The sequence below is a fragment of the Dyadobacter sp. HNCC25DJ183 genome (assembly GCF_056895175.1).
Map to the genome: position 1 here is coordinate 516893 of NZ_JBXHAP010000002.1, position 15165 is coordinate 532057.

Annotated in this window: 14 protein-coding genes; 9 read left to right on the plus strand and 5 right to left on the minus strand. The window is 44.0% G+C overall.

Annotation, left to right across the window (positions count from 1 at the left end):
* The first annotated feature begins 29 nt into the window (after positions 1 to 29).
* From gpmI to AC1XTG_RS06220, 3 genes are all read left to right on the plus strand, one after another.
* The gene (gene gpmI / locus AC1XTG_RS06210) at positions 30 to 1562 is read left to right on the plus strand and encodes a 2,3-bisphosphoglycerate-independent phosphoglycerate mutase (protein WP_484841366.1); all 1533 of its coding nucleotides are present in this window, start codon (positions 30 to 32) and stop codon (positions 1560 to 1562) included.
* An 84-nt stretch (positions 1563 to 1646) separates the two neighbouring features.
* Positions 1647 to 2255: a hypothetical protein gene (locus AC1XTG_RS06215; protein ID WP_484841367.1), complete on the plus strand. Its 609-nt coding sequence runs from the start codon at positions 1647 to 1649 to the stop codon at positions 2253 to 2255.
* Between the two features lie 322 nt (positions 2256 to 2577).
* Positions 2578 to 3528 (plus strand): synaptonemal complex protein 1, encoded by a 951-nt coding sequence (locus tag AC1XTG_RS06220; RefSeq protein WP_056280092.1) that lies wholly within the window; start codon positions 2578 to 2580, stop codon positions 3526 to 3528.
* 64 nt (positions 3529 to 3592) lie between these two features.
* Here AC1XTG_RS06220 and AC1XTG_RS06225 read toward each other — a convergent pair whose 3' ends face one another.
* The 4 genes from AC1XTG_RS06225 to AC1XTG_RS06240 form a co-directional block, all read right to left on the minus strand.
* On the minus strand, positions 3593 to 4483 hold the full coding sequence (locus AC1XTG_RS06225; RefSeq protein WP_484841368.1) for a polyphosphate kinase 2 family protein: 891 nt from the start codon (positions 4481 to 4483) through the stop codon (positions 3593 to 3595).
* Between the two features lie 27 nt (positions 4484 to 4510).
* The gene (rdgB, locus tag AC1XTG_RS06230; protein ID WP_056280099.1) at positions 4511 to 5086 is read right to left on the minus strand and encodes an RdgB/HAM1 family non-canonical purine NTP pyrophosphatase; all 576 of its coding nucleotides are present in this window, start codon (positions 5084 to 5086) and stop codon (positions 4511 to 4513) included.
* Between the two features lie 84 nt (positions 5087 to 5170).
* Positions 5171 to 6076, minus strand: a complete 906-nt coding sequence (locus tag AC1XTG_RS06235) for an FKBP-type peptidyl-prolyl cis-trans isomerase (protein WP_056280102.1) — start codon at positions 6074 to 6076, stop codon at positions 5171 to 5173.
* Between the two features lie 54 nt (positions 6077 to 6130).
* Entirely contained in the window at positions 6131 to 7165 is a 1035-nt protein-coding gene (locus tag AC1XTG_RS06240; RefSeq protein ID WP_484841369.1) for a DHH family phosphoesterase, read from the minus strand.
* Positions 7166 to 7363: 198 nt separating this feature from the next.
* On the opposite strand from AC1XTG_RS06240, the gene AC1XTG_RS06245 reads away from it, so the two are divergent.
* Complete coding sequence (locus AC1XTG_RS06245) at positions 7364 to 7783, plus strand: nucleoside-diphosphate kinase (protein ID WP_484841370.1); 420 nt, start codon at positions 7364 to 7366, stop codon at positions 7781 to 7783.
* Positions 7784 to 7846: 63 nt separating this feature from the next.
* Here the strand turns inward: AC1XTG_RS06245 and AC1XTG_RS06250 are convergent, their stop codons facing one another.
* Positions 7847 to 8359, minus strand: coding sequence for a fasciclin domain-containing protein (locus tag AC1XTG_RS06250; protein ID WP_484841371.1), 513 nt, complete (start codon positions 8357 to 8359; stop codon positions 7847 to 7849).
* A gap of 95 nt (positions 8360 to 8454) precedes the next feature.
* Between AC1XTG_RS06250 and AC1XTG_RS06255 the strand changes: the two genes are divergently transcribed.
* The 5 genes from AC1XTG_RS06255 (at position 8455) to bamA (ending at position 15157) form a co-directional block, all read left to right on the plus strand.
* Positions 8455 to 9090 carry a 3-keto-disaccharide hydrolase gene (locus AC1XTG_RS06255; RefSeq protein ID WP_056280116.1) on the plus strand — a complete coding sequence of 212 codons (636 nt, stop codon included), beginning with the start codon at positions 8455 to 8457 and terminating at the stop codon, positions 9088 to 9090.
* 205 nt (positions 9091 to 9295) lie between these two features.
* Positions 9296 to 10681, plus strand: coding sequence for a histidine kinase (locus AC1XTG_RS06260; protein ID WP_484841372.1), 1386 nt, complete (start codon positions 9296 to 9298; stop codon positions 10679 to 10681).
* Positions 10682 to 10697: 16 nt separating this feature from the next.
* Positions 10698 to 11474, plus strand: coding sequence for a LytR/AlgR family response regulator transcription factor (locus tag AC1XTG_RS06265; RefSeq protein WP_056280122.1), 777 nt, complete (start codon positions 10698 to 10700; stop codon positions 11472 to 11474).
* Positions 11475 to 11794: 320 nt separating this feature from the next.
* Positions 11795 to 12547 (plus strand): undecaprenyl pyrophosphate synthase, encoded by a 753-nt coding sequence (uppS, locus tag AC1XTG_RS06270; protein ID WP_056280125.1) that lies wholly within the window; start codon positions 11795 to 11797, stop codon positions 12545 to 12547.
* Between the two features lie 6 nt (positions 12548 to 12553).
* A complete protein-coding gene (bamA, locus tag AC1XTG_RS06275) occupies positions 12554 to 15157 on the plus strand; it encodes an outer membrane protein assembly factor BamA (RefSeq protein WP_484841373.1) in 2604 nt (867 codons plus the stop codon).
* The last annotated feature ends 8 nt before the right edge of the window (positions 15158 to 15165 follow it).

The following is a 15165-nucleotide window of genomic DNA, read 5'->3' on the forward strand; positions in this document are numbered from 1 at the left end:
GCTAAATAACATTTTAACATTCCACCAAATTGAGCAGAAAAGTCATTCTTATCATTATGGACGGTTGGGGAGTCGCCAAGATTGGTGAGGAAAACCGTTCAGCTGTTATAGCTGCCGACACTCCTTTTTACGACAGTATCCTGCAAAACTATTCAAACAGCAGATTGGAAGCCAGTGGTTTGGCAGTTGGGTTGCCTGATGGTCAAATGGGTAACTCGGAAGTAGGGCATACCAATCTTGGAGCAGGCCGTGTTGTTTACCAGGATTTGGTTAAGATCAACCTTGCCGTATCGGAAGGTACATTAGCCCACGAAAAAGCTTTGACCGAAGCTTTCGATTACGCCAAGGTCAACAATAAAAAAGTACATTTCATTGGTCTGGTATCCGACGGAGGTGTCCACTCGCACATTGACCATTTAAAAGGGCTTTGCAAAATAGCTGCTGACCGCCAGCTTGAAAACGTTTTCGTTCACGCTTTTACAGACGGCCGCGATTGTGATCCAAAAAGCGGTTTAGGCTTTTTAACGGAGCTTAAAGAAGCAATGGCGATGACTACTGGTCGACTTGCCAGCATTACCGGTCGCTATTATGCAATGGACCGAGACAAACGCTGGGAACGTGTAAAGCTGGCCTACGATGCCATGGTACATGGAGAAGGAAAGCATGTTCCGGAAACAGACGTTTTGCAGGCAGTACAAGCTTCCTATGAGGAAGGTGTGACCGATGAATTCATCACGCCTATCATTGCGACAGATGCAGCGGGAATTCCTATCACCGTGATCAGCGACGGAGATGTGGTTTTGTGCTTCAACTTCCGCACAGATCGCGGACGTGAGATAACGGAGGTTCTTACCCAGCAGGACTTCCATGAGCAGAACATGCACAAGCTTAATCTGAAATATGTTACAATGACGAATTATGACGAGACTTATAAAGGAGTTGATGTCATTTTCGATAAAGATAATCTCAATAATACGCTGGGAGAAGTGCTCGAATCAGCAGGTAAAAAGCAGATCAGGATCGCTGAAACTGAAAAATACCCGCACGTTACCTTCTTTTTCTCCGGAGGTAGGGAAAAGCCTTTTGAAGGAGAGAGTCGCTTACTTTGCGCTTCGCCCAAAGTGGCTACTTACGACTTACAGCCAGAAATGTCCGCATTTGGTATCAGAGATTCAATCGTACCTGAGTTGGAAAAAGAAGAGGTTGATTTTGTCTGCCTTAACTTCGCCAATCCGGATATGGTGGGGCACACCGGCGTTTTCGAAGCGGCTGTAAAAGCTTGCGAAACGGTTGACCAATGCGTACAGGCGGTTGTTACGACAGGTTTAAACCATGGTTACTCTTCGATTATCATAGCTGATCATGGAAATTCTGATTATATGATGAACGATGACGGATCACCCAACACCGCGCATTCATTGAACCTGGTACCATGCATTCTGGTCGATAACGAATACAAAGCTCCTATCAAGAATGGAAAGTTGGCAGATATTGCCCCGACTATCCTGGATCTGATGGGAATTGCTAAGCCGGAGGAAATGACTGGAACCAGTTTGCTCTAAAACTTAACAGTTGTAAAAGATGTTAACCACAGAGAGCCCACAAGGCTCTCTGTTCTTTTAAAATTCCACTCTGATTTCTTACAAATGCCTCAGCAGACCAACCACGCAAATTCCTTTATTAAAACTCCTGTTGTATATTTTGTTGCATTTCTTTTGACCGCAATGCTGGCTTCCTGCGATCAGCAGCGTGCCGATGAAAATGAGGTGAAAAGGTATTTTGATCTGAAAGGATTTGTAGAAAATCAGATCGTTTATCTGAATGAAAAGAAGCTTTTTGTAGCGAAGTCAGCGAAGCTTGACGGGGAACTTGAAACCGTTAAATCAAATGCTATTGACTGGAAAAAGGAACTTGAGTTGTTCATTCAGGCTGATATCAATAAACCCTCCTATGCCCAGAGTTATGATGTGACGAGGAAGGATTCGTCTACTTACGAGTACAGACTTAAAGAGAACAATGATCTGCCGGTCCGCTACCTGAAAATCGTTACTGATACTACAGTTAAATCTCCCACCAAAGTAATGGCCACGCTGCTGTCTCGCAATCGTATTTACGAATCTGAAAAGCAGATTGAGTTTACTTGCCAAAAGAAGGACAATCTATTGCAGATTTCTGCTTATTCCGTAAAAGGGTATCAGAAACTGATCTTCATGGAACCGAAGCGGTTCGAAATATCGGCCAAAATAGGATTATAGCGGGTTTTTTAATTTCCTTTTCCTGTACTCTTACACCATAAATTGGGTAAAGATTACCCAATTTCCTTACAACGAATGCGCGCTAACGGCCATTTAACAAATATTTCCTCTCAAAATTTTAGTTGTTGAAAATTGGCCTCAGATGTAGAATTTGAGGCTTTTTTACTGGTATTATTCGTGGAAGGTGATTCAGCGTATATAGCCGGCTCAATGGTGTTTCAGGAAAGAGGGCACAAAATTGGTTGCTTATCTATCGAAACCATGTAGACCCGGACTAATCCGTCAACATGTAAACTAAATCATAAAATAAACTTAAAACTCAATGCAACAAGAACAGAAAAATAAGCAAAGCATAGCTTGGGCAATGGTAGTTGTCCTGGGACTAGCGACGGCCATGTTTGGCTACTTGTTTACAACTCAAAAACAAGAGTTGACTCAACAGGAATCAATGGTAGTTGAGAAAGCAAGAGAACTGGCTGTAACCAAAACTAAACTGGACTCTATTTCCACCGTTCTGGATTCAAAGATTGCTGAAATCGAAAGGCTAGGTGGAGATGTTACAGAACTTACCAAAATGAAAGAGAAGTTGGAAGCGGATAAGTTGGCTTTCAGCAAAAGCAGAAGAGTTGAGACTAACAAGTATCTTGGAAAGATCAAGGAGTATGAAAGATTCCTGACCGAAAAAGATGAAATGATTGCGCAGCTTAAAGCTGAAAACGAGCATCTGGTAGCTTCAAACGATTCCCTGAGTACTCACGTTGGTACCTTGACAAGCGAAAGAGAAAGACTGGTTCAACGCCAGACGGAATTGACTGACTCGGTAACTACTTTCACAGCTGCTAATAAAGAGCTAAGCGAGAAAGTAAGTAAAGCTGCTGCTTTGAGAGCTCAGAATCTTAAAATCCTGACCGTTAATTCAAGAGGTAAGGTAAAAGATAAAGATGAGTACAAAGCGAAGAGAGTTGACAAACTGAAACTGGTTTTCAACCTGCCAGAAAACGAGCTTACTGCTCAGGAGCCAAAAGACATTTACGTGAGAGTTCTTGATCCTGAAGGCGCAGTAATCGCTGACGATGCAACTGGTTCAGGAGAATTTGAAGTGAATGGCGCGCCATCTAAATTCACAGCACGTGAATCAGTAGCGTTCCAAAACAACAACCAGAAAGTTGAATTGCTATATGATAATACCTCTCAGTTCCGTCCTGGAAAATACAATGTAGAATTGTATGCAGAGGGATACAAGATTGGTGGCGGAGACTTCACCATCAAGTAAGACATAACTTCACACCATGCATAGCTATGAAAGGCGGCCGATTTACATCGGCTGCCTTTTTTTGTCACTCATGATTTTGCGCCTTAATCACATCAATATATTGCTTTAACACTTCGGTTTGCGAGGGGTCTGATTCAGGATAAGACATATCCATTCTCTTCAACTCCTCCACGATAATTTTCCCCACTGCGAGCCGCATGTTCCGCTTGTCGTCTGCGGGGATAATGTACCAGGGCGCTTTCTTTGAAGCAGTAGCATTAATGCAATCTTCGTAAGCTTTCATGTATTCATCCCATTGCGCACGCACTTTAATATCCTGCTCGTCAAACTTCCAGTTCTTCGAAGGATCCTCGATGCGTTCAATCAGCCGCTCTGCCTGTTCCTCTTTTGATACATTCAGGAAAATCTTGACGACCCGAATCCCATTCCGGTATAGATACTTTTCAAGATTTGAAATATCCGAATAACGGTGTTTGAAGAGCTTGTCAAGATCCTCTGTCAATTCCTTGGGCAGCCTCTGTGACTTGGTCAGGATCTCTGGTTCTACTTTCACTACAAGCACTTCTTCATAGTAGCTTCTGTTGAAAATCGTGATTGTGCCTCTTTGCGGCAGCACCTGGCTTGTGCGCCAGAGGAAATCGTGGCTTAGCTCAGTTTCCGTCGGCCGCTTGAAAGAGTGTATCTTAATCCCAACCGGATTGACACCTGAAATCACATGCTTGATCGTACCATCTTTACCTGCCGCATCCATTGCCTGAAAAATCACCAGCAATCCGTAGCGATTATGCGCATACATCATACTTTGCAGTTCATCTAGTTCCTGGGCAGCCTCAGCTTGCAAAACTTCGTAATGTTCCTTATCCTCGTAAAAGTCCTTAACCTTCGTTTTTGCCTTCTCAATGTCAAATTTCTTGGAGCCGTCTACACGGTAGTCCGCCGGATCAAAATCTTGCATAACACAGATTTTACAGTTGATACTATCTTAAATGGATTGAAGAAAGTCCACCAGCTTCGTGAAAGCACGTGCACGGTGACTTAGCTTCGACTTCTCCGCCAGCGTCATTTCAGCAAAGGTTCTATCATAACCATCCGGAACAAAGATCGGGTCATAACCGAAGCCGTTACTTCCTCTTTTATCCGGAATTATGGTGCCTTCCACTGTACCTTCAAACTGATGGTAAACGCCGTCGATCACCAGTGTAATTACAGTTAAAAACCGCGCCTGCTTGTTTGCAAATGGAGCAAGATTCTGCAGTAGTAAAGCAATGTTATCAGCTGGCTCCCGCTGCGGGCCTGCATAGCGGGCGGATCTTACACCCGGTTCGCCATTCAATGCGGTAACTTCAAGACCAGTATCGTCGGCGAAGCAGTTGACATTGAAGTTCTGATACACATATTCAGCTTTACCACGCGAATTTTCAGCTATGGTTTCGTAAGGCTCGGGAATGTCAGCTTCGCAGCCTATTTCGGCTAGTGTGACCAATTCAAAATGATTTCCCAGTAAAGCCTGGACCTCAATAAGCTTATTGACATTGTTGGTTGCAAAGCAAAGTTTCATAGTATTGATGTTGATAATAGCTGCGCATTTTACATAAAAAAACGGCCACTCTTGTGAAGCGGCCGTTTGATTTGTCTTTTTCTGTTAGCGTGTAGGCGGTGCAACCGGCGGAGCAGCTGGTGCACCGGTTCCTTTGGAGAAATCAATCAGTTCCATTTCAAACTGAAGTACCGAGTTGCCTGGGATTGGTCCATAAGCTTCTGGTCCGTATGCCAGACCGGAAGGAATGATCAACAAGCCTTTTTCGCCTTTTTTCATGAGCATAATGCCTTCTTCCCAGCCCGGGATCACCATTCCCTGACCAACTTGCAAATCCAATGGTTTGCCCTGGTTTTTAGAGCTGTCAAACTCCTTACCGTCAAGGAATTTGCCTGTGTAATTCACTTTTACATTATCGCCTGCGACCGGACTTGCGCCTGAGCCTTCAACCTGAGGAACATATACCAATCCCGAAGCCGTTTTGCGCGCTTTTCCCTGCAGATTGTTTTTCGCAAGAAAAGCATCGATCACCTTCGCGTCAACTGCTTTCTGCTTAACACCTGCTTCCGATTGCTGCTTCTGGAATTCTTCTGATGTTAAAACGCTCAAAACCTTTACTGTAAAGCTGATCTCAGAACCTTTTTTGATCATCGGCGGCATTGGCTGCATCATTTTAGCAAACAAAGTATCTGCATTGATCATGAATTTCGCACTGTCACCAGTTGCCAGCATAGCAAGTCCTTCTTCAAAGCTTCCTTTGAACGGAGGCGCCTGAAGTACCATTTTAACTGGATTACCTTCTTTATAAGTGTCGCGAAGTGTGGAATCGCTACCGTTTTTTAGAACCAGATGGAAAGACATAATATCTCCAAGCTTTGCTTTTCTGGCATCATCTTCGTGTTCGAAGATCTGATATTTAAGCCCGTTCTCCGTAACCTGCGTCTTATACTGATTACAAGAGGCCGCAAGGATCGTTATGCCCATCGCATAACTGATTGTTTTAAGATTCATTTGATTGTTTTAATTTGGAATATTTGGGTGAATTTTGATAGATCAATTTTAAGCTTAGTCAACGCTCAAAAGCGCCTGTTCGTATGTTGGGAGGATACTTAAGAAGTAGTCAACGGTTTCATTTACTGATTGTTCCGATCTTCCTCCACTCGCATTCTTATGGCCGCCGCCATTGAAATGTGTACTTGCAAGATCTCTTACCGAAAACGTACCGACTGACCTGAAAGAAATCTTGATCTCTCCTTTACGTTCAATGAACATAGCAGACATCACCACGTTTTCGACCTGCAGTCCATAGTTAACGATACCCTCTGTTTCGCCGGTACTCGAATTGAACCTTTGCAGCTCAGCCTCTGTGAGTACCATATAAGCAGTTCTGTATTTGGGCAACACCACAAGCTTTTGCGAAAGTACATATCCCAGAAACTGGAGGCGGGAAAGGGGAGCGTTATCGTAGATAAGCCGGTGAACGCGGCTGGAATCAAATCCTGTCCGCATTAAATCTGCAACAGCGAGGTGCACATCCGCAGTCACGTTTGCATGCCTGAAAGAGCCTGTGTCGGTCATGATACCGGCATAGAGGTACTCAGCCATTGGAACATCAAAAATCTCCGTTGCCGGCGCGTAATCTTCCAGCTCTTTAACCAATTGATATACAAGCTGCGCCGTTGCTGCTGCATTGGTATCCCAGATCATCCATTTGGCAAAATACTCGGGTTCCAGATGGTGGTCTATCATCATTTTGGGAGCAGGCGCTTCCTGAACTACCTTTCCGAGATCTTTTAAACGGGATAATACAGAAAAGTCAAGGCAGCAAATCAATGTAGCTTCCTGGATTTTTTTTCTGCATTTAGCTTGCTCAGAGGCTTTTTCGTAAACGAGCACCAGATCGGGATTAACCATCCAGCGCAGGTTGGCCGCATATTCGGTAGGGCTGATAACAGTTACTTCGTGTCCTTTTTTGGATAAATAACTAGCCCACCCAAGCGAAGATCCCAGCGCGTCAGCGTCCGGGTCGCGGTGCATCGTTATGATGATTTTTTGGGGAAGGGATAAAAAAGAGCTTAACTCTTTAACGGTTTGATTCACAGTTATTTATTTCAAAAAAGGAGTTTTGAGAGCGTAATAAGCCCACAAAATTAACAAAACTGTTGGGATTTGCTCAATCTTCATCCCGAAAGCCTAAGTATCAGCCTGCTCTTGCGCGTTTAAATGCATACTTCCCGAACTATCAAGGATATACAATGAAAAATAGTAGTTTTGCACCAAAATCAATTAAGCTTTCGTATGCCAACAAACAGAACTTTCACAATGATCAAGCCGGATGCCGTACAAGACGGTCACTCGGGATCAATTATCAAAATGATTGAGGAGGCGGGATTTCGTATTGTAGCCTTGAAAAAAACAAAGCTTACCTCAGAGCGCGCTGGCGAGTTCTACGCTGTTCACAAGGAGCGCCCGTTTTATAATGATCTTTGCAAGTACATGTCTTCCGGCACGATCATTCCGATGATCCTGGAAAAGGAAAATGCAGTTGCAGATTTCCGCACATTGATCGGGGCAACCAATCCGGCGAATGCAGAGGAAGGTACTATCCGGAAATTGTATGCAAAATCAATGGAAGCCAATGCGATCCACGGGTCAGACTCGGATGAGAATGCGCAGATTGAAGGCAGCTTCTTTTTTGCATATACCGAACAGTTCTGATATTGGTTAGACCATAAAAAAGCCGCCGCTACATTTGTAGCGGCGGCTTTTTTATGAAATTTTTTACAAAAACTTTCTAACTACAACGCTATCTATCACGTGGATCACACCATTGTCTGCATTCACATTCGGGATCACTACGTCGGCTTTGTTGATCGAAACAATGCTGTCAACCCTGGCGATATTCACCTTTACCCTGTTTAAGGTAAGCTGTTCGCCCACTTTCAGGTCAGATAATGCAGTCTTATTTTTTAAAATATGAGTCTGAAGGAAAAGCTTGGCAGAATCTTTCGGAAGCTGAGTAATTAGACTTGCACTAATATTAGCCTTGCCAAATGCATTGTTATCAGGTGCAAAAACGGTCAGGTTTTCTGTTCTCAGCGCATCGCTCATTCCCGCGCGAATCATGAGGTCTCTCAGTATACTGAACTGCTCATTTTCAAGAATCACGTCCGTGATGGTTTTCGGTTTTACCAGGTCTTTGCTATCTTCTTTACACGAGAGAAAAGTTGCGGAAATTGATATTGCAATCAAAAAAAATGTCGCCCAACGCCCTACAAAACGGTTTTTTTTCATAGCTTTCCAAATAGTTATTTTCCGTAAAACTAATGGAAAATGTATTTTAACAGTATTTCACTCACAAATTTTTTAATCCTAATCCCAAGATCAATATGTTAAAAACAAGACAATTACTTCTCATTTGCTGTGCCATTTTGTTTGTTAACTCAGCATTCTTAGTGTCTACAGAAACTGGCGGAGAGTTTGTTAAAAAACCTGTCAAACTTTTCAATGGTAAGGATCTAACAGGCTGGAAAATAAATGGTACCGAGAAGTGGTACGTTGAAAAGGGCGAGCTTGTTTGCGAAAGCGGACCGGATAAGCAATATGGTTACCTGACTACCGACAAGTTTTACAAGAATTTTGACCTGTCGCTGCAATTCAAACAAGAGGCTAACGGTAACAGCGGCGTTTTCTTTCGCTCAACAGTGACCGGAACAAAGGTATCAGGCTGGCAGGTAGAAGTTGCTCCGCCAAATCACGATACAGGTGGAATCTATGAATCATACGGTCGTAACTGGCTTGTGCAGATTCCCGAGGAGAAAGAAGGTTTTCTGAAAATGGGCGAATGGAATACGCTTCGCATTCGTGCCAATGGAGATAAAGTGCAAACCTGGCTGAATGGAAACGAAATGGTGAATTTTGAGGATGCGAAAATCGGTGCCGGCGACGGATCAATCGCATTGCAGATCCATGATGGAGGCGGTATCAAGGTACGCTGGAAAAACATCATGCTGGAAGAACTATAGTTTCCATTCCCCCGTCCGTGGAATTCATACTGCTGAGGTGGTAGTTCGTCGGAAAGTTTTAGAGAGAAAGCTTCATGGAAAATAGATTTGTGTCAATTACAACGCAATCTATTAGCCATGAAGCTTTTTTCTTTATTGCCAGTCCCTATTCTCACTTTTGCTTTTTCGCGTCGAAATGGATGATCGTAAAGTGAAACCGCTCCAAATGCAAGCCTCCTCTCTGGATGGACGGGATTTTAGTAACATGAACCTGGAAAATGCGGATTTCAGCTTTTCCAGTTTAAAAGGTACCAACTTCGACGGAGCTAACCTGCGCAATGCCAAAATGCGCTTCTCCGCACTGGATCAGACTACTTTCCGTAACTCAGATCTTACCAATGCAGACCTGAGTTTCAGCAGTCTCCTGAATGTGGACCTGACAGATGCGAAGGTGGAAGGCGCTAATTTTAGCTATACTTCCAACGAGCGTTCTTTCCGCTGGCAGGATCTCAACCTGATTGGCATGCTTCAAAATCAGGGTTGGGTAGGTACTGCCGTCGCCATTATCCTGGGTGCATTGTTCCTGTACGGAATGAATGCAATCCTCTTTTTTTCTGCTGCAATTTTCTACGAAGAGGAGCCTGTCAGGGTAACATTATATCAATACCTGGTCTTGAATGGAGTGCTTTCCGGCATCGTAACAATCCTGCTTACACAAGGTTTGACGCAGTTGATGGATGTTTTCATAAGGAGGCTGTGGCTGAAACATCTGATTCTTACGGTTGTCGTAGCTGTTTCCAACATCCTTTTCGGGCTTATTTTCTTTAACTACTTCGGAACTGAGATTTTCATTGCCTACGGTAACCGCTATCCCGATGAAGCAGCGCAGAATGCACCTTTGTACTGGTATATGTGGGGCCCGATTTCAGTGGCCAACGCTTTTTATTATATAAGAAGGGCTGGCCAGCAGCTTTCACGGAAGATATCTGATCAGGAATACCAGCTTCTGAATCTTGAAAAACTCAAAACCCGGGCTGAACTCGATGCATTGCAGGCGCGGATCAATCCTCATTTCTTATATAATTCCCTCAATAGCATTGCGAGTCTGGTGCATGAAGACCCCGATAAAGCCGAAGAAATGACGCTCTTGCTGTCAAAACTCTTCCGGTACACGACCGGCCGAAAAACAAGTGATTATTTTGACACCATTGAAAATGAACTTGAAATGGTGGAAACTTACCTGCAGATTGAAAAGGTACGGTTTGGCAGCAGGCTGCAGTTCAGTGTGGAAGTACAGGAGACAGGATTAAGCCAGCTGCTAATTCCCAAGTTTATCTTACAGCCTATTGTTGAAAATGCGATCAAACATGGGGTATCAAGGATGGCCGAAGCCGGGAACATTGTTGTGAAGATTTATGAGGAGAATAACTGGCTGCATCTCTGTGTACATGATAACGGGCCCGCATTTCCGGAAACAATGGGGGCCGGTTACGGGATAAAAAGTATTCAAGATAAACTTAAACTGCTCTACGGTGATCTTGCCAGGATCGAGCTCCACAACGAACCCGTAAAGACGGTGAATATCGGCATTCAAAGATCAGCAATCGGATAATTTCAAAACTTCAAACATGCGATTCCCTCTTAAAACCATATTGATAGACGATGAACCGCTCGCGCTAAGCCGGCTGAAACGGTTGCTGGAAAAGCACCAGGACAATTTCCAAATCGTAGCAGAAGCAAAAAACGGTGCGGAAGGTTTGATCGAAATCAACAAACACGAACCTGACGTAATTTTTCTGGACATTGAAATGCCCCTTTTGAATGGGTTTGAAATGCTTTCCAAACTGTCAAAAATGCCGCTGGTGGTTTTTTCAACAGCCTATGATCAATACGCGATCCGTGCGTTCGAGGAGAATTCAGTTGATTATCTGTTGAAGCCGGTTGAGAATGAGCGTTTACTTAAAACGATCGATAAGATCCGCAATATCACAAAAGCCGCCGACGCAGGAGCCGCAAATCCCTACTCTGAAAACCTGCTCCGCTTGCTTGAAGAAATGAAGCCTAAAAAGGAAATCTTCTCCTTATCGGTCAAATCCGGTGACCGGATCCTGCTGGTACCGCTTACAGATATCACGCATTTTGAGGCCGAGGAAAAATATGTTTTCCTGAATACACTCGACGGACAGAAGTATCTTCTGAATTACACACTCACTTCACTGGAAGAAAAATTACCGAAACATTATCTGCGCGTCAGCCGCGCCGCCATTGTTAATACCCACCACATCAAGGAAATCCAGAAGCATTTCAATGGAAAGTATGTGATGAACATGCGCGACCGCAAATCCTCACAGGTTACAAGCGGCAGTACTTACAACGACGCTATACGTCATCTTCTTGATAATTAACCGGCTCGGTTAGCTTAACTCCTTGTGAACGATTGATTTTGTAGAGGCAATACTTATTCCTAAATTGCGCCCCTGTTTACAATTCCATTAGAATTTTAGGAAGATAATCTCCTGTTCGTCAGTAGGTTTGTTGTGTTTCTTGTAATTTGAAATACAAATTTTTTCTGGATTTCGGCACATAATTAACTTGCTCAGCGTACAGGTCGGTATATAAGTGATTCCCGAACAGCCGAGGAGATTAGATTTTGTCCGGAATTGATAAGATCCTTTTAGTATTGTTCAATTGTTTTGTTAAAAAAGGTTAAAGGGAGTCAGGAGTAATGAAGGAGCTCATTGATGCGGGCAATCTGCCGAAGCACATCGCCGTTATCATGGACGGTAACGGAAGGTGGGCTCAAAACCAGGGTGCAGCCCGGGTTTTTGGCCACCGCAATGCGATAAAGGCGGTACGAGAAGTGACAGAAGGTTGTGCGGAAATAGGTGTTTCATACCTTACTCTCTATGCATTTTCTACTGAAAACTGGGCGCGTCCCGAGTTTGAGGTCAGAGCATTGATGGAGTTGCTTGTCCAGTCAATCAGGAACGAGCTGCCAACTATGCTCAAAAACAATGTTCGGCTAGACACAATCGGGGATACAAAAAGTTTGCCGGGAAGTTGCCAGCGACAGCTTGCGGAAGCCATTGAAGCCACACAGGCAAATACCGGTTTAAATCTGATACTTGCATTGGGTTATAGCGGCAAATGGGATATTACCCAGGCTGCAAAAAAACTGGCGGAAGATGTTCAAAACGGCAGTTTGACGCCAGGTGAAATCAATGAAGAAATGCTTTCCGCAAGGCTTGCCACGGGAGCCCGTCCGGAAGTTGACCTGATGCTGCGTACCGGAGGCGACCATCGTATCAGTAACTTCCTTTTATGGCAGCTCGCATATTCCGAGTTGTATTTTTATGAAGATCTTTTTTGGCCTGATTTCCGTCGGGAGCATTTATATGAGGCGGTACTTTCCTATCAGAACAGGGAAAGGCGATTTGGAAAAACAGGCGAACAAATAAAAGCGAATAGTGCTAAGTAGAACAATATGAACCTTCTTACCAATTTGAATAAATCACTAGCACATCTGAAAGGTCTGACAGCATTATTGCTGATCTGTTCCTGCTTTTCGGTAAATGCACAACGCGTAGGTATCGGTGCAAGCGGCCGCCCCGCTACACCGGCAGCGAACAGTGCAATGGATCCGGCTAATCCCAAAGAATACACCATTGCCGAGGTTACCGTATCTGGTACTCAATTCCTGGATCCAAATTCAATGGTTTCTATTTCAGGTTTGAAACCTGGCGACAAGATCAGGCTTCCCGGACCAGCTATCCCATCCTCCATTAAAAAGATGATGGATTTTGGTACGCTGGACGATGTGGAAATTCTTTATACAAAAATTCAGGATGACAAGGTTTGGCTGAATATCCATATTAAAGAACGCCCGAGACTCTACAAGGTTTCGTTTTCAGGTATCCGGAAAGGGGAGAGAGAGACATTGAATGACAAGGTTAAGCTGATAAAAGGGCGTGTTATTACGCCAACTGTTATCAAGAACACACAGCTTGTTATCAAAAAATATTATATGGACAAAGGATTTTATTACACTAAAGTAAAGGTGTTGCAAATTCCTGATTCCACACGCGGCCAAGCCACATTGAACTTTACGATCACAAAAGGCAAAAAGGTCAAAATCGAGAAAATCGATATCCAGGGAAATACCGCAGTAAGCGATAAGATTCTCAAAAGGAAAATGAAAGGTACCAAGCAAAAACGCATTGGCAGGCTTTTCAATCCATCCAAATATATTCCTAAAAAATACGACGAAGACAAGGAAAAGCTCATTGCCTATTACCGCAAAAATGGTTACCGCGATGCCACGATCGAGTTTGATACCATCAAAAATGGTGACGAAACGATCAGCATCGATCTGAAAATCGATGAGGGCACGAAGTACTATTATCGTGATATTACCTGGTCGGGTAACTATTTATATACCTCGAAATACCTGAGCGAACGTTTGGGTGTGAAGAAAGGTGATGTTTACAATCCTGAGGAACTGGACAAGAAAATCAATGGTATCCCGGGCGGCGACGTAAGCTCCATTTACATGGACGACGGTTACCTGTATTTCCGCATTGAACCCACTGAAAAAGCAGTAGATGGTGATTCCATCGATGTTGAATTGCGTATGTTCGAAGGTAAGCAAGCGACGATCAACAGAATTTTGCTTAACGGAAATACGAAGACAAGTGACCGCGTGGTTTTGCGCGAGCTGTTTACATTGCCTGGACAGAAATTCAGTAAAACAGAAATTATCAATACCCAGCGTCAGCTTTCACAGATGGGGTATTTTGATCCGGAGAAGATTCAGATCAATCCAATACCGAATCAGTCGGACGGTACTGTGGATATCGAGTATACAGTTGAAGAGAAACCTTCTGACCAGATTGAATTGTCCGGTGGTTGGGGAGGATACATAGGTTTTGTGGGAACGCTGGGTCTGGTGTTTAATAACTTTTCTATCAAAAACATTCCTAACCGCGAAACCTGGCGCCCGCTACCTTCGGGTGACGGTCAGAAACTCTCGCTTCGCTTCCAGGCGAACGGACGTCAATACCAGACTTACTCTATGTCGTTCAGTGAGCCGTGGCTCGGAGGTAAAAAGCCGATCAACTTCGGAGTTTCGTTCCAGCGCACAGTTTACCGCCTTACCGACCTGAACTCAATGTATGGTATCGGCGGTCTGAACGGAGGTTCGAGAACTATTAACTACCGTGGCGGATATTATAACAACGGGGTTACTGTCTCATTAGGCCGTCGTTTGAAAGAACCGGACAGGAACCTGGTGATGACACACGCGCTTTCATTCCAGAGATACCGTCTGGATGATCTGGATATTTTTGGAAATGGTTATACAAAGGGGAATTCAAATAACATCTCTTTTAACACTACCATTTCAAGAAACACATTAAGTGATTTCCAATTCCCGAGAAGTGGAAGCAATATCTCGCTGAGTGCGACTGCTACACCGCCTTATTCAGCATTCAGGAAAAAGGAGTTTACAGACAAAAACGATTCTTATCGCTGGGTTGAATACCACAAATGGATGTTCGATGCAAGCTATTACGCGACCATTGTTGGCAAGCTGGTTTTAAGCACCCGCGCGCACATGGGTTTCCTGGGTAACTATGACGGTTCCAATGTTTATAGCCCGTTTGGTCGCTTTATAGTTGGGGGATCCGGTTTGGCAGGACAAGGTACATTCTCACTTGCGGATCAGGATATCATTGGTCTGCGTGGTTACCAGGATCAGAAAGTGGGACCAATTTCAGATACTGGCCGTCCGGCTTCCGGCGGTGGGGTAGTGTATAACAAATACGTCATGGAGCTTCGGTATCCGGTGTCACTTAACCCTCAGGCGACAATTTTCATTCTCGGTTTTGCGGAAGGTGGAAACAACTGGGGTACTTACAAAGAGTTCAACCCGTTTGACCTGAAACGTTCGGCTGGTGTGGGTGCCAGGATCTTTATGCCTGCATTCGGATTGCTAGGTATTGACTGGGGTTACGGCTTTGATAAAATACAAGGTAGTTCAACACGTAGCGGCCCTCAGTTCCATTTTACAATTGGCCAACAAATCAGATAATATTCTCT

Bases quoted from the DNA above. Each gene is read 5' to 3' on its own strand.
- AC1XTG_RS06215 (WP_484841367.1), top strand. From the start codon at position 1,647: ATGCCTCAGCAGACCAACCACGCAAATTCCTTTATTAAAACTCCTGTT.
- AC1XTG_RS06220 (WP_056280092.1), top strand. From the start codon at position 2,578: ATGCAACAAGAACAGAAAAATAAGCAAAGCATAGCTTGGGCAATGGTA.
- AC1XTG_RS06225 (WP_484841368.1), bottom strand. From the start codon at position 4,483: ATGCAAGATTTTGATCCGGCGGACTACCGTGTAGACGGCTCCAAGAAA.
- rdgB (WP_056280099.1), bottom strand. From the start codon at position 5,086: ATGAAACTTTGCTTTGCAACCAACAATGTCAATAAGCTTATTGAGGTC.
- AC1XTG_RS06235 (WP_056280102.1), bottom strand. From the start codon at position 6,076: ATGAATCTTAAAACAATCAGTTATGCGATGGGCATAACGATCCTTGCG.
- AC1XTG_RS06245 (WP_484841370.1), top strand. From the start codon at position 7,364: ATGCCAACAAACAGAACTTTCACAATGATCAAGCCGGATGCCGTACAA.
- AC1XTG_RS06250 (WP_484841371.1), bottom strand. From the start codon at position 8,359: ATGAAAAAAAACCGTTTTGTAGGGCGTTGGGCGACATTTTTTTTGATT.
- AC1XTG_RS06255 (WP_056280116.1), top strand. From the start codon at position 8,455: ATGTTAAAAACAAGACAATTACTTCTCATTTGCTGTGCCATTTTGTTT.
- AC1XTG_RS06260 (WP_484841372.1), top strand. From the start codon at position 9,296: ATGCAAGCCTCCTCTCTGGATGGACGGGATTTTAGTAACATGAACCTG.
- AC1XTG_RS06265 (WP_056280122.1), top strand. From the start codon at position 10,698: ATGCGATTCCCTCTTAAAACCATATTGATAGACGATGAACCGCTCGCG.
- uppS (WP_056280125.1), top strand. From the start codon at position 11,795: ATGAAGGAGCTCATTGATGCGGGCAATCTGCCGAAGCACATCGCCGTT.
- bamA (WP_484841373.1), top strand. From the start codon at position 12,554: ATGAACCTTCTTACCAATTTGAATAAATCACTAGCACATCTGAAAGGT.